We start from the raw sequence: 21,498 nt of genomic DNA, 5'->3' as shown, positions 1-21,498 counted from the left end.
GTTTAAACGAACCCTCGCTTGCCTCAATAGCTCAGCTGGTAGAGCAGGTCCTTCGTAAGGACAAGGTCGGGGGTTCGAGTCCCTCTTGAGGCACCACATGCATTCCCGAATCGTGTTCCGGTAGCCGCTTAGGCGCGTTTTTCGCCTATTGTTGTGACGCCCAGAACCGACAGAACCTTGGCTTCGATCTGTTCGGCATTCATGCCCGCAACGGCATACATGTCCGCTGGGCTGGCCTGATCTATGAAGATGTCCGGCAGCACCATCGAGCGGTATTTCAGCCCGTGATCGAACACACCCTCATCTGCCAATAGCTGTGCCACGTGGCTGCCAAATCCGCCAACGGCACCTTCTTCGATGGTGATCAGAGCCTCGTGGTTAGCGGCCAGGTCAAGGATCAGATCACGGTCCAGCGGTTTGGCGAAACGGGCGTCGGCGATGGTGGGTGTGATCCCGCGGGCTGAAAGGGCCTCGGCGGCCTTCTGCACTTCGGCCAAGCGCGTGCCAAAGGACAAAAGCGCCACGCGCGCACCTTTTTGGATCATGCGGCCTTTGCCGATCTCAAGCACCTCGCCTCGTTCAGGCAGGTCGACGCCCACACCCTCGCCGCGCGGATAGCGGAACGCAATGGGGCCATCGTCATGGGCCGCCGCCGTGGCCACCATGTGCATCAGTTCGGCCTCATCCGCAGCGGCCATGACGGTCATGCCGGGCAGGTTGGCAAGATAGGCAATATCGAAGGATCCCGCATGGGTTGCGCCATCAGCACCCACCAGCCCTGCACGGTCGATGGCAAAACGCACCGGCAGGCGCTGAATGGCCACGTCATGCACTACCTGATCATAGCCGCGCTGCAAAAAGGTCGAATACATCGCGCAGAACGGTTTCATACCGCCAGCGGCCAGAGCCGCCGCGAAGGTCACGCCGTGCTGTTCCGCAATTGCGACGTCGAAACAGCGCGAAGGGTAGCGTTCGGCAAACAGGTTCAACCCGGTGCCATCCGGCATTGCGGCCGTGACAGCCACGATCTTGTCATCGCGCCCCGCCTCATCAACCAGCGCTTTGCCAAAGACCGACGTATATGACGGCGCGTTGGACGGGGCCTTTTTCTGCTCGCCCGTGACCACGTCAAATTTCGCGGTGGCGTGGCCCTTGTCGCGGGCCTGCTCGGCGGGCGCGTAGCCCTTGCCCTTTTTTGTCAGCACATGGATCAGGATCGGACCGGTTGCCCGTGCTTTGACCGTGCGCAAAACCGGCAACAACTGATCCATGTCGTGACCGTCGAGTGGCCCGATATAGGAAAAGCCAAGCTCTTCGAACAGCGTGCCGCCCACCGCCATGCCTTTCAGCATTTCCTTGGCCCGTTTCGCACCTTCTCGGAACGGTTCAGGCAGAAGCGAAACCGCACCCTTGGCAGCCGCTTTCAATTCGTGGAACGGGGCTTCGGTATAAATTCGCGACAGATAGCTGGACAGTGCACCGACGGGTGGGGCGATGCTCATCTCATTGTCATTAAGGATGACGATCAGGCGTTTACCCAGATGACCGGCGTTGTTCATCGCCTCAAAGGCCATACCCGCCGACATCGACCCATCGCCGATCACGGCAATTGCGTCACCCAGCCCTTCGGGCGTGACGCCTCCCAGATCGCGAGCCACGGAAAACCCAAGTGCGGCGCTGATCGAGGTTGAGCTATGCGCCGCCCCAAACGGATCATACGGGCTTTCGCTGCGCTTGGTGAACCCGCTCAACCCGTCCTTCATGCGCAGGGTTCGGATACGGTCGCGTCGTTCGGTCAAGATCTTATGCGGATAACACTGATGCCCCACATCCCAAATGATCTTGTCGCGGGGCGTGTCGAACACCGCATGTAACGCGGTGGTCAGCTCGACTACACCTAGGCCCGCGCCCAAGTGCCCACCTGTGACGGACACGGCCGAAATCGTCTCGGTTCGCAATTCCTGCGCCACCTGATGCAGTTGCGCATCCGAGAACTGCTTGAGATCCGCAGGGCGGCTCACAAGGTCCAGCAAAGGCGTTTTCGGGCGGTCAGACATTTGGCGTTCCTGGCTTAGCTGTCCCGGGCAATAACGAAGCGGGCGGCGTCCTTCAAGGTTTCTGCCGATGCGCCATAGCCGTCCAGTGCGGCGCAGCCTTGATCCACCAGTTCCACCGCACGGGCTTTGGCTGCTTCCAGACCCAACAGTGAAACAAATGTGGCCTTGCCAGCCTGGGCATCCTTTTGCAGGCGTTTTCCAGCCTTTTCGGCATCACCCTCGACATCCAGAATGTCGTCCGCGATCTGAAAAGCAAGCCCCAGTGCCCGGGCATATTGGCGCAATGGCCCGGGGTCGGCCTGCGCCAAACGTGCGCCTGAACATGCGGACCATTCAATAAGGGCGCCGGTCTTACCCGCTTGAAGGCGCGTGATTTCGTCCAGGGTCAGCGGTGCTGCAGCCGTTTCCGCCGCGATATCCAGCGCCTGACCCAGCACCATACCTTGCGCTCCGCTGGCCTTGGCAAGGGTCAGAGCCAATTCTGCCCGAACCTCGGCCGTGCCGACCTCGGGGCGGGTGCAGAGTTCGAAGGCCAGCGTCTGCAACGCGTCCCCGGCCAGAACGGCGGTGCCTTCGTCCCATTTCACATGAACCGTGGGCCGCCCACGGCGCAGATCGTCGTCATCCATACAGGGCAGATCGTCATGGACTAGTGAGTACGCGTGCAGTGCTTCGATCCCGGTGGCGGGCCAAACGGCGCGACTTGCATCCACGCCGTGCAGGCGCGCGCTTTCCAGCACCAGAAACCCACGCAACCGTTTGCCACCTTTGATGGCATAGGCCATCGCACGGGTCACATTCAGATCGTCCAGCGCGCCCAGAACCAGATCGAACTGATCCTGAATCCGCGCCGCATCCTGCGCTAGTATTTCACGAAACATTTACTGACCTTCGACAGGCGTCGTCCCGGTCGGCTGACCGTTGGCGTCCAGAGTAATAGCGGCCACCTTTTCTTCGGCCCGCTTCAACTCCTCCTCGCAACGCTTTTTCAACGCCGCGCCGCGCTCATACAACGCGATGGACTGGTCCAGCGCCACATCGCCGCGCTCGAGCTGGCCAACAACGGCCTCAAGCTCTTTCATCGCCTGTTCGAATGTCATCTGGTCTACTGGAGTATCGGTCATCGGGCTGCCTTCATCAATTCTTCCACATGGGCGCGTGTGGCCTGGGCCAGTGCGTTCAGATCATACCCGCCTTCCAGAGTCGAGACGATACGTCCCCCGCAAAGATCCTGGGCAATCTTGCAAAGCTCTGCGGTGACCCAGGCAAAGTCACCTGTGGACCAGTTCAGATTGGCCAATGGATCGTCCTGATGCGCGTCAAATCCAGCCGAGATGATGATCAGGTCCGGCTTGAACGCACGCAGGCGCGGGAAAGCCTGTGTTTCATAGGCCGCACGCATCTCGGCCCCGCCGGAACCGGGGGACAGGGGGATGTTGAGAATGGTCTCATACGCGCCGGTTTCATCCGGACGCCCCGATCCGGGCCACAACGGCATCTGCTGGCTGGTGATCACAAGTGCGCGTTTCTCATCCCATAGCAAATCCTGCGTGCCATTGCCGTGATGCACGTCAAAATCAACCACTGCGACACGGTTCAGCCCGTGGTGATCCAGCGCATGTTTCGCCGCCAGCGCGGCATTGCCGAACAGGCAAAACCCCATCGCGGTGTCAGTCTCGGCGTGATGCCCCGGAGGCCGGATCGCACAAAAGGCATTTTGCGCCTCACCGCCCAGCACCATATCCACCGCCCGCACCACAGCCCCCGCCGCGCGATAGGCCGCATCGACCGAGCCCGGAGACATGAACGTGTCCCCGTCGATCTGGGCAAAGCCCTCCGCGGGGCGCATTTTGCGCACATCCCGGATGTAGCTTTCCGGATGTATGCGCAGCAGATCGTCATCCGCCGCCAGTGGCGCTGTCACCCGGTTCAGGTCCAATGACTCCAACGCATGCAGGATATGCTCCAGCCGGGCCACCCGCTCAGGGTGCCCATCCGGGGTGACATGCTCCAGACAATCCGCATGAGTCAAAAGGGCGGTTTTCATATCGATCCCCTGTTCATCTGGCTAAAAATACCTTCGCCGAAGGCCAATAGTCGCCGCGCAGCGGCCTGATCAATCCGGCGCCAGCATATACCCGGCGCCCCGGACCGTCTGCAGATAACGTGGCTGCTTTGGGTCTTGTTCAATCTTGCGCCGCAGCCGGGTGATTTGCACATCCACCGCGCGTTCCTGCGCCTGTCCCTTGTCGCGGCCCAGATCCTCGACCAGCTTGGCGCGGCTGATCGGCTCACCGGGTTGGGTCGAGAAGATCTTCATCAACTGGCTTTCCGTCGCAGTCAGACGCACCGGTTCTTCGCCCTGCCACATCTCACCACGTTCCACGTCATAGCGGATCGGGCCGAGGGTCAAAATCTTGGTCGCCGTATCCTGGGCAGGCGTTTCAGGCATCCGCCGCAGGATCGCGTTGATGCGCAGCAACAGCTCTTTTGGCTCGAACGGCTTGGCCAAGTAATCGTCCGCGCCAGCCTCAAGCCCGGCGATCCGGTGTTCGGTCTCACCACGCGCGGTCAACAGCAGGATCGGGGTTGAATGGGTTTCGCGCAGAGTTCTGGTCAGGCTTACGCCGTCTTCGCCCGGCATCATCACGTCCAGAACGATCATGTCGAAGTCCAGCCCCGACAGTACCCGCCGCGCATGGGCGGCATCACGGGCGGCGGTCACCAGAAACCCGCTGCGCATCAGGAATTTCTTGAGCAGATCACGAATACGCTCATCGTCGTCGACGATCAGCAGATGGGCATCCAAATCGCTCATGAGGTCGTATCCCGCAGTTTCGTGTAAGCATGACGCATATCAGCATCCATCATTGCTTCAAGTACTTTACGAAATCCTGATACCGCCTCGGGGCCCGCATCCTTGTAGGCGGCGCGCATTCGCACCCGCTGAGCCTCAGAGAGTTTGGCCTCAAGCGCCTTGCCTTTCTCGGTCAGAAACAGATGGCGTTCGCGCTTGTCCACTGTGCCCACGCGGCTTTCGACCAGTCCGTCATCGATCAAGGTCCGCAGCACCCGGTTCAGCGACTGTTTCGTCACGCCAAGGATTGCCAGCAAGTTGTTCACGGTCGTTCCTGGCGCGCGGTTGATGAAATGAACGGCGCGGTGATGGGCTCGACCATAGGCGAGTTGCGCCAGAATGCGATCAGGATCGGCGGTAAAGCCCCGATAAGCGAAAAACATCGCTTCGATCCCTTGTCGCAATTGTTCGTCGGTCAAAAACAAAAGGCTTTCACCGCCAAACACTTGGGCGGGGCGCGTATCCGACATCATTTGCCTCATTCGTTACTCAGGACCGACTTTATGTCAGCGTTATTGACATTCCAAGAGTGGACAGGTATCGAACCGCAGTTTCTGCGCAACTTTATGTCCGCATCGGACTTAAATGGCGCAACAAGCGAAAAATTCAACCCAGTTCAGGAGGTTTCGCATGGCGGGGTATGATGATCGTGACGGCGTGATCTGGATAGACGGTGAACTGGTGCCTTGGCGTGATGCCAATGTACACATCCTGTCTCATGCAATGCACTATGCGTCCTCGGTGTTCGAAGGTGAGCGCGCATATAACGGCAAGATCTTCAAAAGCCGCGAGCATTCCGAGCGTCTGATCGCATCTGCCGACGCGCTGGACATGCCGATGCCTTATACGATCGATCAGATCGAAGCCGCCAAGGAAGAAACCCTGAAAGCCAGCGGTCTGCAGGACGCCTATGTGCGGGTGCTGGTCTGGCGCGGTTCGGGCGAAGATATGGGCGTGGCCTCGGCTCGAAACCCCGTACGTATGGCCGTCGCGGTTTGGCCTTGGGGCGCCTATTATGGCGACGCTAAGATGCAAGGCGCCAAGCTGGACATCGCCGAATGGAAACGCCCAAGTCCGGAAACCATCCCGGTTCATGCTAAGGCGGCGGGTCTCTACATGATCTGCACCATTTCCAAGCACAAGGCCGAGGCCAAGGGCTGCTCGGACGCGCTGTTCATGGATTACAACGGCTATGTGGCCGAGGCTACCGGTGCCAACGTGTTTTTCGTCAAGGATGGCGAGGTACATACTCCGTTGGCCGATTGCTTCCTGAACGGCATCACCCGTCAGACCGTGATCCAGATGCTGAAAGACAAGGGCATCAACGTGATCGAACGTCGTATCAAGCCCGAAGAAATGGCTGATTTCGAGCAATGCTGGCTGACCGGGACGGCGGCCGAGGTCACTCCGGTGGGGCAAATCGGCGACTACACTTTCGAAGTCGGAGATCTGACCCGCGAGATCGCTGCAGATTATGAGGCGCTGGTTCGCGCCTGATCTGACCAGAAACGCACAGTTAGGAACCCCCGCGTTTCGTGGGGGTATTTCTTTGCCTGCCGTTCAAGTTCTTGTGCAGATCGTTCAACGGGCTGGACGGCAGCGCAGGCAGCGATAGGTTACGCCCATGTTGGACCTGCTCAGCGATATCCTCACCCGCCTGTCCCTGCGGGGGACATTCTATTTCCGCACGTCATTCACGCCGCCTTTCGGTATCCAGGTCCCTGCCTATCAAAATGTCGCCCGCTTCCACTTTGTTCAGCGCGGCGAATTGAAGGTTTATGTCTCTAACACAGGGGAAACGCTGCGGCTCAAGCAAGGCGATTTGATCCTGATCCCGCACGGGGCCGCGCACGCGCTGCTGTGCAATGAAATCAAGCCACTGGACGCGTTGCCATTAGAGCAGGTTCTGGAGGAGGCCGGTTATCAGGGCGATGGCGTCCTGATTTACGGGGGCGAGGATAAAAGCCGCGATACTCAGCTGGTGTGCGGCCATTTCTCATTCACTGGTCCGCCGGGACGAAGGGGCGCAGGTCATATGCTGATCGACCGCTTGCCGTCGTACATTCTGATCGAAAACTACGGCGAAGAGGCCGGTGCCTGGATCGAAGCGACCCTGCGCATGATCGGGTCCGAGATCAACGGTGCCCGTATCGGGGGCGACCTGATCGCCCTGAAACTGTCCGAAGTGCTATTTGCGCAAGCCATACGCGCCCATCTGGAATACCAAAGCCCCAGCGATACCGCCTTGGCCGGGTTCGCTGATCCGCGCATCTCGCGGGCGCTGACCGCCTTTCATCAGGCCCCCGCACAGGAATGGAGTGTCGAGTCACTGGCGCGTGAGGCCGGGATGTCACGTACCGCCTTCGCGCAGTTGTTTGCCGAGAAGATGAACGCGACCCCCATGCAATATCTGACGGATTGGCGTATGCAGATCGCCTGTCACGGCCTGACTGAGAATCGCTGGAACGTGGCGGATGCGGCGGCAGAGGTTGGCTATGCGTCAGAAGCGGCCTTTTCCCGCGTGTTCAAGAAACAGATTGGCCTGTCTCCGGCAGCTTACCGGTCCATGCACTGATCCGCTGGATCTTCGAACGATCTGCAATGTTTCTCGAACGATCCAGAATTAAACGTCCGACTATCCAATCTTAACTTGGTGCCATGCCAAATTAGGAGAGGAAAAAACAATGTCTGTCCGTTTTGTTACCCGCACTGTGCATGCTTATCTTGATTATCCGGTTGCTCTGGCGCTGATGGTGTTGCCTTTTGTTTTAGGGTTGGGGCAATCCAACCCAATGGCGTTGTGGCTGTCGGTAGTCGCCGGTGTCGCGGCGCTTGTTCTGACCGTGCTGACCGACCACCATCTCGGCGTCTGGCGGGTTCTGCCCTATAAATTCCACCTGGCGGTTGATTTGCTTGTCGGCGTCACGTTCCTGGCCGCACCTAGCCTGTTTGGTTTTACGGGGCTGGACGCAATTTACTACTGGCTGAATGGTGCGGCGGTGGTTGCTGTGATCTCGCTTAGCGCGTCGGAACAGGGCGCAACCGCCTGAATGTGAAATACGCCCACTTTTATGTCTGTGAGTCGCTTGTTTTAAGGACAGGCGACTCATCCGCTCATCAAACGCACCACACCTGATCACGCGGCGCTTTTGCCCTTGCAATTCCCGACTAAAATAATCAGATAAAGGGTAACGCTGGGTATGATACTATCCGGCACCGAATTTCGAGGCGGTTTGCGGGCTTAGCGCGTGACTTGGTGAGAGCCCGCCGCCGCCTCGGAAACGAAACAGACTGGCATGGAAAGAGCTTGGTATGGGCGATCCGCTGGACGAAATCATGGCACGGTACGAGGCCGCAACCGCGTGCGGCTGCTGTTGTGACGACGATTTTTGCGCCTATGTCGACAAGAAAAAACCTGCCACAGATGCCAGATCATCCGACCGTTTGCCTGACAGCGCCGCCAGCCAACGCGGGTCAGTCCGGTTTCTCAATGAAAACCGGGCGGTGTAACAGCCCCGGTTTGGGGCTGTTTAGACTCTGTTTTCAGAAATCCACGCCGCGCTGGGCTTTGATACCGGCTTGGAACGGGTGCTTTTCTTCGGTCATTTCGGTAACCAGATCGGCATAGTCGCGCAGCGCTTGCGGGGCGTCGCGCCCGGTCAGGAACACGCTGGTCTTTTCCGATCGTTCGTTCAGACCGCCAATCACCTGATCAACCGACAGGTATTCATAGCGCAGGGCGATGTTGATCTCATCCAGAACCACCAGATCATAATCCCCGCTGGCCATCAGCGCGCGGGCCTTGTCAAAGGCGGCATTAGCGGCGGCGATGTCACGCTCGCGGTCTTGGGTGTCCCAGGTAAAGCCCTCGCCCATCGTGTGCCAGGTGACCAGATCACGTTCTTCGAAGAAACGCCGCTCGCCGGTTTTCCACTTGCCCTTGATGAACTGGACCACGGCGACCTTCTGCCCCCAACCCAGGGCGCGGATTACCACGCCAAAAGCGGCCGAGGATTTGCCCTTGCCCTTGCCGGTATTGATTAGCACCAACCCACGGCCCGGATCGACCGCCTCTGAGACTTTCTTGCGGTGCTGAGCCTGCACCTTTTGCATCTTTTCCTTGTGATCCTGCGCGTCGCTCATGGGGAACCCTCATTCTGTGTCGCGCCACACCCTAGGGGAAGTTTGGCAAAGGTAAAGGTCAGGCTTTGGGATCTGTGACGGCGCGAGCGCGTCCACGTTCCAGGCCCAGCTGATGTTCGCGCCAGATCACCACGATATTGCCGGCGATCACTAGTGCCGCACCGATCAACATCACCAGTGTCGGGAGTTCGCTGAACCAGAAATAGCCGATGACAATGGCAAACAACATCGAAGTATAGTCGTAGGGCGCCAGCATCGACGCCTGACCAAAGCGATAGGACGAGGTCACCAGAATCTGCGCCACACCGCCGATCAGCCCGGCCAGAATCAACACGGCGGCTTGCTCCCACGTGGGCAGGACCCAGCCCCAGAAAACGGTCAGACCGGACAGCAAGGTCGCGGTCATCGAGAAATAAAACACAATGGCCGCCGGGTGGTCGACCTGCACCAACTGCCGGATGTGAATCTGCACAAAGGCGCGTGCAACGGTCGCCCCTAGAATGCACAGCGCGCCGATGGTGGCGGCGGCCTCCATGTTGTTGCCGCCCAGTCGGGGCCAGATCATGATCAGAACACCCAAAAGGCCAATGGCCACGGCGGCGATCCGAATCTTGCGGATGCGCTCGCCCAACATGATCGCGGCCAGAATCAGGGTGAAAATCGGGGTCGCGTAACCAATTGCCGTGGCCTCGGGCAGGGGGATCAGGCCAAGGCCAGTAAAGGTCAGCCCCATCGCTGTGGTCCCAAGTACGCCGCGCCAGAAGTGACCCATGGGTTTGCGAACAACAAAGCCTTGCGCCAATTCTCCGCGTGAGATCAGCCAGATGACGATCACGGGAATGGCGAACAGTGATCGGAAGAACACCATCTCGCCGGGTGGAAAGTGATCAGACTGCGACTTGATCAACCCGGCCATTACGGTGAACAAAAAGACCGCGCTCGTTTTCAGAGCGACGGCCAGCAGCGGTCGATGCGATGTTAACGGTTTTGCCATCGGCGCGAACCTGCGCCTTTGTTCAACAAAGATCAACGCGTGGAATCAGGAATTCGTCCAGTCCGCAGGCAGAGACTGGCCGATCTCGTCCGCGAAGTCCTCCAGAAAGCGGATCATCAGCTCGATGCGTTGTCGTGCAAGGGTTTTTCCGCCCTCGGTCAGCATGTCACTGGGAAGGCCCAGCAGCTTTACCTTCCAGTGATCCAGCGAATAGGTCAGATCGTCCAAGGACCGATTCGCGGCAAACGGATCTGCCGGATCGTACAGCGCCCGTCCCAAAGCGCCTGAAACCGAAAAGTTCCGCGCAATGCCAATCGCGCCCAGCGCGTCCAGCCGATCCGCATCGCGTAAGATGCAGGCCTCGGGTGAGACTGGCGTGATATTGGCAGAGAAGCTGTGTGCCTCAATCGCATGCTGAATGGCACGAATTTGGTTTGGACTATAGCCAAGTTTGCTCAGTATAGGCTCTGATTCCCGCGCGGACTGGCGGGATGCCAGATGGCGATCCGGGTCGTCTTTGGACAGGTTCACCAGATCATGCAGATAGCTGGCGGCCAACAACACGGGTATGTCGGTCTGATCGTCCGCAATGGCCTGCGCGTTCACCCAAACTCGGTCCAGATGGGCCAGATCATGCGCCGGGTCGGTCTCCATCCGCTGCGCGACGATGGCGCGCAGGCGCGCGCGCAGATCAGCCGATCCGTCCACGGTTCTCTCCGATCTGGCCACGGTGCAGCAGCAAGTGGTCGAGGATGACGCAGGCCATCATTGCCTCGCCCACGGGCACAGCACGGATGCCGACGCAAGGATCGTGGCGCCCTTTTGTAATGATCTCGGTTTCCTTACCGGATTTAGTGATGGTTTTGCGGGTGGTCAGGATCGACGAGGTCGGCTTCACCGCAAATCGCACCACAAGATCCTGCCCAGTCGAGATACCGCCCAGAATACCGCCCGCATGGTTGGAGCTGTATTGCGGACCGTCCTGCCCCATGAAAATCTCGTCTGCGTTGGCTTCGCCGGTCAGTTCGGCGGCGGCCATACCTTCACCGATCTCAACACCTTTGACGGCGTTGATCGACATCATCGCAGCGGCCAGATCAGTGTCTAACTTGGCATATACGGGGGCGCCGATGCCGGCAGGGACGCCTCGGGCTACCACTTCAACCACTGCGCCGACCGAATTGCCGGATTTGCGCAGGTCATCCAGATAGGTCGCCCAGTCTTCGGCTGCTGCCGAGTCAGGTGTCCAAAACGGGTTCTGTTCTATTTGCGACCAGTCAAAATTGGTGCGGTCAATCTTGCGCGGCCCCATTTGCACCATATAGCCGGTGATCTGCACATTGGGAGCGATCTGTTTGATTGCTTCGCGCGCCAGCCCCCCGGCGGCCACACGCGATGCGGTTTCCCGGGCCGAACTGCGCCCGCCACCGCGGTAATCCCTGATACCGTATTTCTGCCAATAGGTGATATCGGCGTGACCCGGCCGGAACTTGTCCATGATATCGCCGTAGTCTTTTGAGCGTTGATCGGTGTTCTCGATCATCAGTTGCACGGGCGTGCCGGTGGTCTGGCCTTCAAACACGCCGGACAGGATTTTAACCTGATCAGGCTCACGTCGCTGGGTAGTGAATTTGTTCTGCCCTGGTTTGCGCTTGTCCAGCCAGTGCTGAATCATCGCCTCGTCAATCGCAACGCCCGGCGGGCAGCCATCGACGGTGGCACCCAAAGCGGGCCCGTGGCTTTCGCCCCAGGTGGTGACGCGGAAGAGGTGTCCAAAGCTGTTCATCGACATGGGGCATGCTCCTTTGCGCGTCGTGATTAGCGGGCAAGGCCCGCGGCCTCAAGCGGATTTGCGGTTGGGGCCGTTTGACCCCAACCTTGTTCACATCACGCAGCCGCAGCCAACCCGGCGCGGGTCTGGGTGATTTTCAGCGCCGCCTGTGCCGCTTCGCGGCCCTTTTGCACAAAGTGGTCGCGGTAGATGGCATTGTGGTGGTCGGTTTCCTGATACTGGTGCGGGGTCAGCGAAACCGATAGGACCGGAATACCTGTGTCCATCCCTGCGCGCATTAGCCCGCCAACCACGGCTTGGGCAACGAAATCGTGTCGATAGATACCGCCATCCACGACGAATGCGGCGCAGGCGACCGCGGCATAGCGCCCGGTTTGGGCCAGGTCGCGGGCCAGCAGCGGCATCTCGAACGCGCCGGGGACGTCATAAACGTCGACCTGCTCGGCGGGAATGAGGTCCAGAAACCCATCCAGCGCGCGGTCAACGATATCGGAATGCCAGTTGGCTTTGATAAAAGCATAGCGGGTGTGTGTCATCATGATCTCCTTTCGTAACAGACACGTCACCCAAGGCGATCACGAGCAAACACGCCGTATCACCGGCGTTACTTGCACGTTCTCTTTCATCCGGACTGTAACCGTCGGCTCTGGCCTCTCACCAGATCTGCTGACACCCCGGTCAACGGGGCCGCTCGCGGGCTTACGGGTCTTGGCCCGCATACCGCCGGTGGGGAATTTCGCCCCGCCCTGAGAACGGGATCGACATTGCCAAGGCTCGCACGGTTCCGCAAGGGTGAAGGTGCTGGCAATTGACGGGTTTTGTTTCAAACCAGCTGCTGTAGGGTTTCTGAAGCCAAGGAGAATGTGAATGAAACTCTATCACAGCCCGATGTCCCCCTATGTGCGTAAGGTTATGGTTTTGCTGCATGAAACCAACCAACTTGACGATGTCGAGGTGATGACCATTGCCAATACGCCGTTGGATCCCTCCGATTCCCTGCTGGGCAAAGTGCCGTTGACCAGAATCCCCGCGTTGGAGCGGTCCGATGGCCCGACATTGTTCGACAGTCGGGTGATCTGCGCCTTTCTGGACGCACGTGCCAAGGCCGGGATGTACCCCGAGGGTTCCGGGCGCTGGGACGTGCTGACACTGGAAGCGCTGGCAGACGGTATTATGGATTCAGCTTTGGCGGTCGCCTATGAAGAGCGTTTCCGCCCCGAGGATAAGCAGTGGGACCTTTGGAAGGAAGCGCAATGGGGCAAGATCGAACGCGCCTGCGCTGCGCTGAACCAACGGTGGATGGCCCATTTGGCGGGTCCACTGGATATGGGCCAGATCGCTGTGGCCTGCGCACTGGGTTATCTGGACCTGCGGCATGATGCGCGTGGCTGGCGTAAGGGCAATGATGCGTTGGCCGCGTGGTACGCGGATTTCAGCGAACGGCCAAGCATGGTTGCCACCCGCCCACCAGCCTAGGAAACAGGCCCCGCGCCGAGGATGGGGCGGAGCCTTTTGCATTACTGGCTGCTGAAGGTGGCCAGATAGGCGGCAATGTCTTCGGCCCCTTTCTTCAGCTTCACGCTCATGTTCGGGCGTGCGGTTTCGTCATTGAGGTAATCCTGAATAAACCCAATCGGGTCTTGCGAGTAAGCGATGATATTTTCCTCGGTCCACACAAGCCCTTCGTTGCCCGCACGGATCATGTCATCAGTGAACATTCCGATGGGCAGGCGTTCGCTTCCGTAAAGATAATCAGTCTCGGATCCGGCAACACGACCTACCACACCATACAGATTCGGCCCGGTGATGCCGCCTTTGACCAAAATTTCTCCATCTTTGATGATCGCGTGGCAAGAAGAGCAGCGGTTATATAGTTTTTCACCCTTAGCCGGATCGCCAACGGCCACGGCCTGAGACGCGATGGCCAGAAAAAGAGTCAGCGTTGGTGCAAAAAGTTGTGACACGGGGTTTGACATTGAAAACGTCCTGCAGAGGTTGGAATTTCCTTGCCTTTCGTGGATTCCCGTTAAAAGTGCAATCGAATTCAGGCGTATATAACCTGTTATAAAATATACATTTTTAACTCAGTTTTTTATTGGCCACACATTCCAGAAAAGTGGAAAATTGGGTGGCAGAATCTGGTCTGAATATTGCCCGATGCCCGCTTTCTTGCGGGGCAAAACCAAGTTCTGCATGCCGGTTTCGCTCTCAGTATGCCTCACCCGAATCACATGGGCAGCAGGTTTGGACAGGCGGTGGGTTCCCCCGCTTAAATCTGTCCCCATCTTGAAAAAATACCCCGTCGTTGTGACATGAATGCCCTGTTGAGGCGTCCTGCGCGCCTATGACCGCTGGACGAACCGATTTCTCCCGGCTAGATAGCCGCGATGAGACGCCGCTTTGATGCGGTGCTGATGCATGTTTGCCCGCAATCGCGGGCGCCGGAATCGGAGAAAACCTCGTGTCCCACGCAGAAGACCACGAAGGCACCCGCAGAGATTTCCTCTACTACGTCGCAGGCGGCGCAGGTGTCGTTGCGACGGGTGCAGCCGTATGGCCCCTGATCAACCAAATGAACCCATCGGCAGACGTTCAGGCGCTGTCCTCGATTCGCCAGGACGTCAGCGGTGTCGAGCCGGGCACGCAGCTGACCGTCAAATGGCTGGGCAAGCCTGTATTTATCCGTCACCGAACCGGTGCTGAGATCCAAGAGGCTCAGGAACAGGACGCCGAAGGCGTAGATGCACTGCCTGATCCGCTGGCGCGCAACTTCAACCTGCCTGCCGATGCGCCCGCAACGGATGCCAACCGCGTGATGCCGTCGCCCGAAGGCGAAGCGCCCGGCGCATGGATTGTTCAGATGGGCGTTTGCACCCACCTGGGCTGTGTCCCTCTGGGCGATGCGGGTGATTTCGGTGGCTGGTTCTGCCCCTGCCACGGTTCGCACTATGACCTTGCCGGTCGTATCCGCAAAGGCCCCGCGCCTGAAAACCTGCCCGTTCCGCCCGTTGAATGGGTAGATGCGACAACCATCAAGCTCGGCTAAGGGAGACCCAGATGTCCGGAATTCCCCACGATCATTACGAGCCGAAGACAAATGGCGAGAAGTGGCTGAACAGCCGTCTGCCGATCGTCGGCCTGCTGTATGACACCCTTATGATCCCAACGCCTAAGAACCTGAACTGGTGGTGGATCTGGGGCATCGTCCTGGCGTTCTGCCTGGCGCTGCAAATTGTCACTGGTATCGTTCTGGTGATGCACTACACCCCGCATGTCGATCTGGCTTTTGCCAGCATCGAACACATCATGCGCAACGTGAATGGCGGCTATATGCTGCGCTACCTACACATGAATGGCGCATCGCTGTTCTTTGTTGCGGTATACATCCACATCTTCCGTGGCCTGTTCTACGGCTCGTACAAAGCCCCGCGTGAGATCACGTGGATCATCGGGATGCTGATTTACCTGATGATGATGGGCACCGCCTTCATGGGCTACGTTCTGCCTTGGGGTCAGATGTCCTTCTGGGGTGCAACCGTGATCACCGGCCTGTTTGGCGCGATCCCGTTCGTGGGTGATGCGATCCAGACCTGGCTGCTGGGCGGACCCGCGGTGGACAACGCCACGCTGAACCGCTTCTTCTCGCTGCACTACCTGCTGCCGTTTGTCATTGCGGCGCTGGTGATCGTGCATATCTGGGCCTTCCACACCACTGGCAACAACAACCCAACAGGTGTTGAAGTGCGCCGCGGTTCGAAAGCCGAAGCCGAGAAAGACACGCTGCCGTTCTGGCCGTACTTTGTGATCAAGGATCTGTTCGCACTGGCTGTGATCCTGGTTGTGTTCTGGGCGGTCGTCGGTTTCATGCCGAACTATCTGGGCCACCCGGACAACTACATCGAAGCCAATCCGCTGGTGACGCCTGCGCACATCGTGCCCGAATGGTACTTCCTGCCGTTCTACGCGATCCTGCGTGCCTTCACTGGTGAGGTCTGGGTCGTGCAGTTCGCCAGCTTCATCACCGGCGGCATTGTTGACGCCAAATTCTTTGGTGTGATCGCGATGTTCGGTGCGATCCTGGCTATGGCGCTGGCGCCCTGGCTGGACACGTCGACTGTGCGTTCGGGCAAATACCGCCCGCTGTTCAAATGGTGGTTCTACCTGCTGATCATCGATTTCTTTGCCCTGATGTGGCTGGGTGCGATGCCCGCGGAAGAGCCCTATGCGACCTTCTCGCTGATCGCGTCCGCCTACTGGTTCGCTTATTTCTTCGTGATCCTGCCGATCCTTGGCGTGATCGAGAAACCTCTGGCCCAGCCCGAGACCATCGAAGAAGACTTCAACGCGCATTATGGCAAGGCTGACGCCGACGCCACGCCGGCCGAGTAAGAAGAGGGACCGGAAACATGTTCAAGAAACTTGCAATCGGTGCCGCGTTTGCTCTCGCCCTTGCTCCTGCTGCGTCCTACGCGGCAGGCGGCGGCGAACAGCATATCGAGGACTTCCACTTCTCGTTCGAGGGGCCGTTTGGCACCTGGGATCAGAACCAGCTGCAGCGCGGTCTTCAGATCTATACCGAGGTTTGCGCGGCTTGCCACGGCCTGAGATACGTGCCCCTGCGCGACCTTGAAGCGCTGGGCTATTCGGAAGAAGAAGTCATCGCCTATGCGGCGGGCAACTTCGAAGTGTTCGACCCCGAGCTGGACGATTTCCGTCCGGCCATTCCGACCGATCACTTCCCGGCAAATGACGGCGTTGGCGCACCGGACCTGAGCCTGATGGCCAAGGCCCGTGCGGGCTTCCACGGTCCTTACGGTCTGGGCATCAACCAGTTCTTCAAAGGCATGGGTGGCGCGGAATACATCGCCTCGCTGCTGGATGGCTATACCGGCCATGAAAAAGAAGAGGCCGGCACGATCCTGTACGAAAACACCGCCTTCCCAGGCGGCTGGATTTCGATGGCACCGCCGCTGGCCGAAGATCAGGTGGAATTCGCTGATGGTCACCCGGCCACGGTCGAAGCCTTGTCCGAAGACATCGCGGCCTTCCTGATGTGGACGGCCGAGCCGAAGATGATGGAGCGTAAGTACTCCGGCTTCGTCGGTGTCATCTTCCTGTCGCTGTTGTCGGTGCTGTTGTACCTGGTCAACAAGCGCCTGTGGGCAGGTGTGAAAGGCAAGAAGTCCGTCTGATCGGATTTCGCTTCTGAATGTTACGAGGCCCGGTGTTCGACACCGGGCCTTTTTGTTCGGCTGGCTGCCGGTGTTATACTCGCCTCGTCTTTTGTTGTTTCTGGGGCAGCACATTTTCAGCGCATTACATTTGGGAGAACGAATTATGGACACGCAGAGCAATGTCGAAAAGATGCGGAAAGCCTTTGCAGAATGGAACGATTGCAAGGCGTCAGATATCGGTATGTGGGAAAATACACGACCGAGGATCTGTGCATGCGTTCGCTGGGCCGGGGCCAATACGGGCTGGATTTCAGCTGGGCGCGATGGTCGGGCCGAGATGCAGGAATATCTGGAAGATCTGACTGCCGCATTCGAGATGCAGCATTGGACCCTGAAAGACACCATTGCACAGGATGACCGTGTTGTCGGCATCGGCGCCTGTGCCTGGACGCATAAAGGCACTGGCAAGACGGTAGAGACGCCGATTTTGATCATTTGCCGGTTTCGCGACGGGCTGGTCTGTGAATACGAGGAATTCTATGACACCGCAGCGGTGTCTGCGGTCACCACCTAAGCAGCTTTACCTCAGGCAGTCAGCTGTGTGTCTGAGCGCCCTAGCACTTTGGCCGTCACGATCTGTCCTTCGGTATGCGGGGTGTTGAACGCGACCTCGGTGAACTGCTCGGTGCGGCCCATATGCGGATTCTCCATCAGGATGTGATGGGTTTTGCCGACCTGCTCGTTCAGATGCTTTGCGACCTGAGCCTCACCCGCAGCACGTAGGCGGGCGGCACGGTCTTTGATAATGTTCCCGTTGATCTGCTGCGGTATGCGGGCCGCTGGTGTGCCGTCGCGCTTGGAATAGGGAAAGACGTGCAGCCAAGTCAGATCACAGTCAGTGACCAGTTTCAGAGAATTCTCGAAATGCGCCTCGGTCTCAGTCGGGAAGCCAGCGATGATGTCGGCACCAAAGGTCATCTCGGGGCGCAGTTTGCGGGCCTCTTGCGTGAAACGGATGGCATCGTCGCGCAGGTGGCGGCGCTTCATCCGCTTCAGGATCAGGTCATCCCCGTGCTGTAGCGACAGGTGCAGATGCGGCATCAGGCGCGGTTCGGTTGCGATGGCCTGCATCAGGTTCTCGTCCACTTCGATCGAGTCGATGGAACTGATCCTCAGCCGCGGCAGGTCAGGCACCAGTTTCAGGATGCGCATGACCAAATCGCCCAGCTTGGGCTCTGCGGGCAGGTCAGCGCCCCAAGAGGTCAGGTCAACTCCGGTCAGTACAACCTCGTTATAGCCCCGGTCCACCAGTCGCTTGATCTGATCCACCACCACGCCCGCAGGGACGCTGCGCGAGTTGCCGCGGCCATAAGGAATGATGCAGAAGGTGCAGCGATGGTCACAGCCATTCTGGACCTGCACATAAGCGCGCGAGCGGGTGCCGAACCCATCAATCAGATGTCCCGCCGTCTCAGTCACCGACATGATGTCATCGACCTGCACAGCTTCAGTCTCACCGATGAAATCCGCGGCCATGCCTTTCCAGGTGTCGGGCTGCATCTTTTCGGTGTTGCCAATCACCGCATCGACCTCCTCCATCCGGGAAAAGGTCTCGGGTTCGGTCTGCGCGGCACATCCAGTCACGATCAGCCGTGCATCGGGGTTCTCCCGCCGCAGTTTGCGAATCTCTTGCCGGGCCTTGCGTACGGCCTCAGCCGTCACAGCGCAGGTATTCACCACCACCGCGTCGGTCAGACCGGCTTGCTGCGACAGCTCTTTCATCGCCTCGGTCTCATAGGCGTTCAGGCGACAGCCCAGCGTGGTGAATTTGGGGGCGCTCATCCCAGAGATTCCAGAAATTCCGGGGTCAGAGTGCCCGAAAAGACATGACAGGTCGGACCGGTCATCCAGATTCCATCTTCGCGCCAGTCGACCCAAATGGTGCCACCGTCCAGATCAATCTGCACTTTGCGACCAGTCAGGCCAAGACGAGCAGCAGCTACAGCCGTCGCGCAGGACGATGATCCCGAGGCCAGCGTGATCCCCACGCCCCGCTCCCAAACGCGCATACGGATGTGATCTGGCCCGATGACCTGCGCCACCTGCACATTGGTGCGCTCAGGGTACAGCGGGTGATATTCGTACCGCGCGCCAAATTCTTCCAGGGGAATCGCCTCGGCGTTTTCGACAAAGAACGTGCAATGGGGATTGCCCATACCGGTCGCGGTCGGAGTACCCTCGATCGGCAATTCCAGTGTATCAACCTCTTCGGCCAGCGGAATCTCGTGCCATTCCAGCTGCGGTTGCCCCATGTTCACCGATGTCATGCCGTCCCCGGCATCGCAGGCAAAAAGCGTGCCGCGTTCGGTGGTCAGCGTCAGTTCCGATTTGCCGCTTTCTTCCATCAGGAAACGGGCGATACAGCGCGTGGCGTTCCCGCACGCCGCTGAGGTCGTCCCGTCGGCGTTATAAAACACCAGATGCGCATCTGCGTTACCGTTTTCTATCACGGCCAGTTGGTCGAAACCCACGCCGAACTGTCGGTGCCCGATTCCCCTAGCAAGCGCAGGCGAAATCTCAACACTTTGCGCGCGCGCATCTACAATGACAAAGTCATTGCCAAGCCCGTGCATCTTCATGAAGGGCAAACCAGAGGTCATCATACGTTGCATGGCCGGCATATAACCACGCGTTTGAAAGGAATCCACCCTGCGATGCAGATTCCTGAAAAAAGGGGTTGACCCCCCCGCGTCACCTCCCTAATTAGGCCGCCTATCGGGACGCCGGAAACAAGTTAAGTGACGGTGAAACGAGGTGCAAAATAAGGGCTTGAACCCAGTTGGGAAAATACCTTAGAGAGCGCCACGGATCGAACAGATCCAGCAAAAGAGTGGGCCGTTAGCTCAGTTGGTAGAGCAACTGACTTTTAATCAGTGGGTCGCAGGTTCGAATCCTGCACGGCTCACCACTTTTTCAATAAAAGCAAGATTTGTCGTGGGGCAGAAGCTGACGTTACCACGAGGTTTGTTTGCACTCCTTCCCCGATAGCTATTCACGTGTGAGTGTGCTTGCGAACGAGAATTTTAAGCCGATCAGACCTGAAGTGGGCGCAGGTCCGACATGTAAGTCTGTTCGTGCCAGTGAGTGGACTGCGCGATGACAAATAGGACTGCCTGCAACTGCCCCAGTGACATCAACTAGAGCAGCACGCTGTTGCCCTTGACCCAGCAATAGGGTTGAACGGGTCGAAAATCGCACTTTATCACAAAGATGTCCGCAACCCTTTCGCGCCCCAGCGGTCTTGGATAAGACGGACATAGCGCTGTCAGAACCTCTGCCTGCGTGAAACAATTGGGAGCGTATTCATGAAGTTTCGCCCTTTAGCCCTTGCTGCCATCGTTAGCACGCTGCCCTTTGCGGCTCAGGCCCAAACGGCGAAGGATGCGCCGGGGTTGGTGGTCGAGCTGAACGCGACTGAAGATGTCGAAGGCGCCTGCCGTTTGACCTTTCTGGTCGAAAACGAAACTGCAACGGCGATCGACACTGCCAATTATCAGGTGGTGATTTTCGATGCCGCTGGTGTGTTCGAACGCTTTACCCTTTTTGGATTTCGGGACCTGCCAGCGGAACGCCCCCGCGTGCGCCAGTTTGATGTACGCGACATCGCCTGTGAAAATCTTGGGCGGGTTCTGATCAATGGGCTAAGCGGCTGTACCGTCGACGGTGCTGACAGCGAAATCTGCGACAAGACACCAACCTTGCGCAGCCGTACTGAAGTGGAGCTTTTGGGATGAGTATTCTTGACGCCCTGCGTGAAATTCTGGCCCTGGGCGGGCCGGTTGTGGCCATCCTGATCGCCATGTCCGTGGTGACGCTGGCGGTGACGCTTTACAAGCTTTGGCAATTCGCCGCCTCGGGTGTTGGTCGGCACCGGGTGCTGTCGCAGGCGCTGGACGCTTGGGATGCCGGTGACAAGCAAGCCGCCCGCGCGCGACTGGCCAAAAGCAACAGCTATCTTGCGCCGCTGGTCGGCGTGGCGATGGATGCGCCGGACGCACCCGGTCTGGATCAACGGTTGGATGCCGAGGCGGGGCTGGCGCTGGCCGGGCTTGAACGTGGGTTCCGTCTGCTGGATACGGTGGCGCAGCTGGCGCCGCTGTTGGGTTTGTTTGGTACGGTTCTGGGCATGATCGAAGCGTTCCGCAGTCTGCAAACCGCCGGGTCTTCGGTTGATCCGTCGCTGTTGGCGGGTGGTATCTGGGTGGCGCTGGTGACCACTGCGGTGGGCCTGGCGGTGGCGATGCCGACCTCGATGGTGCTGTCGTGGTTCGAAAGCCGCACCGCACGGGAACGGGTGTTCGCCGATAAGGCGCTGCGCACCGTACTGGTGCCGGGGCAGGCCATCCCGCTGGCCGAGGACGCACAGAGCATGGCGGCCACGCCCGGACATGCGTAACCTCGCACCCTTTGTCAGGCGACCA

General features: G+C 58.8%; 25 protein-coding genes, 2 tRNA genes and 1 riboswitch. Of the genes, 13 read left to right on the top strand and 14 right to left on the bottom strand.

Annotated elements, in window-relative coordinates:
- The first annotated feature begins 20 nt into the window (after positions 1-20).
- Positions 21-96: transfer RNA gene (locus ACR3EP_RS14035), tRNA-Thr, on the top strand.
- Between the two features lie 32 nt (positions 97-128).
- Here the strand turns inward: ACR3EP_RS14035 and dxs are convergent.
- The 6 genes from dxs to ACR3EP_RS14005 all read right to left on the bottom strand — a co-directional run bounded on the left by dxs (position 129) and on the right by ACR3EP_RS14005 (position 5,384).
- A complete protein-coding gene (dxs, locus tag ACR3EP_RS14030) occupies positions 129-2,057 on the bottom strand; it encodes a 1-deoxy-D-xylulose-5-phosphate synthase (RefSeq protein ID WP_170376385.1) in 1,929 nt (642 codons plus the stop codon).
- A gap of 14 nt (positions 2,058-2,071) precedes the next feature.
- Complete coding sequence (locus ACR3EP_RS14025; protein WP_480638393.1) at positions 2,072-2,938, bottom strand: polyprenyl synthetase family protein; 867 nt, start codon at positions 2,936-2,938, stop codon at positions 2,072-2,074.
- Positions 2,939-3,181: an exodeoxyribonuclease VII small subunit gene (locus ACR3EP_RS14020; protein ID WP_058282745.1), complete on the bottom strand. Its 243-nt coding sequence runs from the start codon at positions 3,179-3,181 to the stop codon at positions 2,939-2,941.
- Entirely contained in the window at positions 3,178-4,104 is a 927-nt protein-coding gene (locus ACR3EP_RS14015; protein WP_480638391.1) for a histone deacetylase family protein, read from the bottom strand. The genes ACR3EP_RS14020 and ACR3EP_RS14015 overlap by 4 nt, the downstream gene beginning before the upstream one ends.
- Before the next feature lie 69 nt (positions 4,105-4,173).
- Positions 4,174-4,875: a response regulator gene (locus ACR3EP_RS14010; RefSeq protein ID WP_170349647.1), complete on the bottom strand. Its 702-nt coding sequence runs from the start codon at positions 4,873-4,875 to the stop codon at positions 4,174-4,176.
- Positions 4,872-5,384, bottom strand: a complete 513-nt coding sequence (locus ACR3EP_RS14005) for a MarR family winged helix-turn-helix transcriptional regulator (protein WP_170349648.1) — start codon at positions 5,382-5,384, stop codon at positions 4,872-4,874. The genes ACR3EP_RS14010 and ACR3EP_RS14005 overlap by 4 nt, the downstream gene beginning before the upstream one ends.
- Before the next feature lie 160 nt (positions 5,385-5,544).
- On the opposite strand from ACR3EP_RS14005, the gene ACR3EP_RS14000 reads away from it, so the two are divergent.
- The 4 genes from ACR3EP_RS14000 (at position 5,545) to ACR3EP_RS13985 (ending at position 8,424) form a co-directional block, all read left to right on the top strand.
- Positions 5,545-6,411, top strand: coding sequence for a branched-chain amino acid aminotransferase (locus tag ACR3EP_RS14000; RefSeq protein WP_170349649.1), 867 nt, complete (start codon positions 5,545-5,547; stop codon positions 6,409-6,411).
- 127 nt (positions 6,412-6,538) lie between these two features.
- Positions 6,539-7,489, top strand: a complete 951-nt coding sequence (locus ACR3EP_RS13995; protein ID WP_170349650.1) for an AraC family transcriptional regulator — start codon at positions 6,539-6,541, stop codon at positions 7,487-7,489.
- A gap of 109 nt (positions 7,490-7,598) precedes the next feature.
- A complete protein-coding gene (locus tag ACR3EP_RS13990; protein ID WP_480638389.1) occupies positions 7,599-7,964 on the top strand; it encodes an SPW repeat domain-containing protein in 366 nt (121 codons plus the stop codon).
- A 262-nt stretch (positions 7,965-8,226) separates the two neighbouring features.
- Positions 8,227-8,424, top strand: a complete 198-nt coding sequence (locus ACR3EP_RS13985) for a hypothetical protein (protein ID WP_480638387.1) — start codon at positions 8,227-8,229, stop codon at positions 8,422-8,424.
- A 33-nt stretch (positions 8,425-8,457) separates the two neighbouring features.
- Here ACR3EP_RS13985 and cobO read toward each other — a convergent pair whose 3' ends face one another.
- The 5 genes from cobO to ACR3EP_RS13960 form a co-directional block, all read right to left on the bottom strand.
- Entirely contained in the window at positions 8,458-9,057 is a 600-nt protein-coding gene (gene cobO, locus ACR3EP_RS13980; protein ID WP_480638385.1) for a cob(I)yrinic acid a,c-diamide adenosyltransferase, read from the bottom strand.
- A gap of 58 nt (positions 9,058-9,115) precedes the next feature.
- Positions 9,116-10,051, bottom strand: coding sequence for a DMT family transporter (locus ACR3EP_RS13975; protein ID WP_170376372.1), 936 nt, complete (start codon positions 10,049-10,051; stop codon positions 9,116-9,118).
- Between the two features lie 45 nt (positions 10,052-10,096).
- Complete coding sequence (locus tag ACR3EP_RS13970; protein ID WP_170376370.1) at positions 10,097-10,759, bottom strand: HD domain-containing protein; 663 nt, start codon at positions 10,757-10,759, stop codon at positions 10,097-10,099.
- Positions 10,743-11,843 (bottom strand): chorismate synthase, encoded by a 1,101-nt coding sequence (gene aroC / locus ACR3EP_RS13965; protein ID WP_170376368.1) that lies wholly within the window; start codon positions 11,841-11,843, stop codon positions 10,743-10,745. Before aroC ends, ACR3EP_RS13970 begins: the two co-directional genes overlap by 17 nt.
- A gap of 95 nt (positions 11,844-11,938) precedes the next feature.
- Positions 11,939-12,379: a 6,7-dimethyl-8-ribityllumazine synthase gene (locus ACR3EP_RS13960; RefSeq protein WP_480638383.1), complete on the bottom strand. Its 441-nt coding sequence runs from the start codon at positions 12,377-12,379 to the stop codon at positions 11,939-11,941.
- 74 nt (positions 12,380-12,453) lie between these two features.
- Positions 12,454-12,601: riboswitch (FMN riboswitch) on the bottom strand.
- A 109-nt stretch (positions 12,602-12,710) separates the two neighbouring features.
- Here ACR3EP_RS13960 and ACR3EP_RS13955 point away from each other — a divergent pair.
- The gene (locus ACR3EP_RS13955) at positions 12,711-13,319 is read left to right on the top strand and encodes a glutathione S-transferase (protein WP_480638381.1); all 609 of its coding nucleotides are present in this window, start codon (positions 12,711-12,713) and stop codon (positions 13,317-13,319) included.
- Positions 13,320-13,360: 41 nt separating this feature from the next.
- On the opposite strand, the gene ACR3EP_RS13950 is transcribed toward ACR3EP_RS13955, so the two are convergent.
- Positions 13,361-13,819 (bottom strand): c-type cytochrome, encoded by a 459-nt coding sequence (locus ACR3EP_RS13950; RefSeq protein WP_170349659.1) that lies wholly within the window; start codon positions 13,817-13,819, stop codon positions 13,361-13,363.
- 485 nt (positions 13,820-14,304) lie between these two features.
- Between ACR3EP_RS13950 and petA the strand changes: the two genes are divergently transcribed.
- The 4 genes from petA (at position 14,305) to ACR3EP_RS13930 (ending at position 17,591) form a co-directional block, all read left to right on the top strand.
- The gene (gene petA, locus ACR3EP_RS13945) at positions 14,305-14,889 is read left to right on the top strand and encodes a ubiquinol-cytochrome c reductase iron-sulfur subunit (RefSeq protein WP_170349660.1); all 585 of its coding nucleotides are present in this window, start codon (positions 14,305-14,307) and stop codon (positions 14,887-14,889) included.
- Positions 14,890-14,900: 11 nt separating this feature from the next.
- The gene (gene petB / locus ACR3EP_RS13940; RefSeq protein WP_170349661.1) at positions 14,901-16,232 is read left to right on the top strand and encodes a cytochrome b; all 1,332 of its coding nucleotides are present in this window, start codon (positions 14,901-14,903) and stop codon (positions 16,230-16,232) included.
- Between the two features lie 17 nt (positions 16,233-16,249).
- On the top strand, positions 16,250-17,035 hold the full coding sequence (locus tag ACR3EP_RS13935; RefSeq protein ID WP_170360923.1) for a cytochrome c1: 786 nt from the start codon (positions 16,250-16,252) through the stop codon (positions 17,033-17,035).
- 145 nt (positions 17,036-17,180) lie between these two features.
- The gene (locus ACR3EP_RS13930; RefSeq protein ID WP_480638379.1) at positions 17,181-17,591 is read left to right on the top strand and encodes a nuclear transport factor 2 family protein; all 411 of its coding nucleotides are present in this window, start codon (positions 17,181-17,183) and stop codon (positions 17,589-17,591) included.
- A gap of 11 nt (positions 17,592-17,602) precedes the next feature.
- On the opposite strand, the gene mtaB is transcribed toward ACR3EP_RS13930, so the two are convergent.
- Positions 17,603-18,859: a tRNA (N(6)-L-threonylcarbamoyladenosine(37)-C(2))-methylthiotransferase MtaB gene (gene mtaB, locus ACR3EP_RS13925; RefSeq protein ID WP_480638377.1), complete on the bottom strand. Its 1,257-nt coding sequence runs from the start codon at positions 18,857-18,859 to the stop codon at positions 17,603-17,605.
- Complete coding sequence (gene dapF / locus ACR3EP_RS13920) at positions 18,856-19,698, bottom strand: diaminopimelate epimerase (protein WP_480638375.1); 843 nt, start codon at positions 19,696-19,698, stop codon at positions 18,856-18,858. The genes mtaB and dapF overlap by 4 nt, the downstream gene beginning before the upstream one ends.
- Before the next feature lie 211 nt (positions 19,699-19,909).
- On the opposite strand from dapF, the gene ACR3EP_RS13915 reads away from it, so the two are divergent.
- The 3 genes from ACR3EP_RS13915 (at position 19,910) to ACR3EP_RS13905 (ending at position 21,473) form a co-directional block, all read left to right on the top strand.
- Positions 19,910-19,985, top strand: a tRNA-Lys gene (locus tag ACR3EP_RS13915).
- A 397-nt stretch (positions 19,986-20,382) separates the two neighbouring features.
- Positions 20,383-20,811, top strand: coding sequence for a hypothetical protein (locus ACR3EP_RS13910; RefSeq protein WP_170349678.1), 429 nt, complete (start codon positions 20,383-20,385; stop codon positions 20,809-20,811).
- Positions 20,808-21,473 (top strand): MotA/TolQ/ExbB proton channel family protein, encoded by a 666-nt coding sequence (locus ACR3EP_RS13905; protein WP_170349679.1) that lies wholly within the window; start codon positions 20,808-20,810, stop codon positions 21,471-21,473. The genes ACR3EP_RS13910 and ACR3EP_RS13905 overlap by 4 nt, the downstream gene beginning before the upstream one ends.
- Positions 21,474-21,498 lie beyond the last annotated feature (25 nt).

Source organism: Ruegeria sp. BB10, assembly GCF_056535725.1.
The sequence above is the reverse complement of the archived record's forward strand: the minus strand, read 5'-3'. Positions and strand labels throughout refer to the sequence as shown.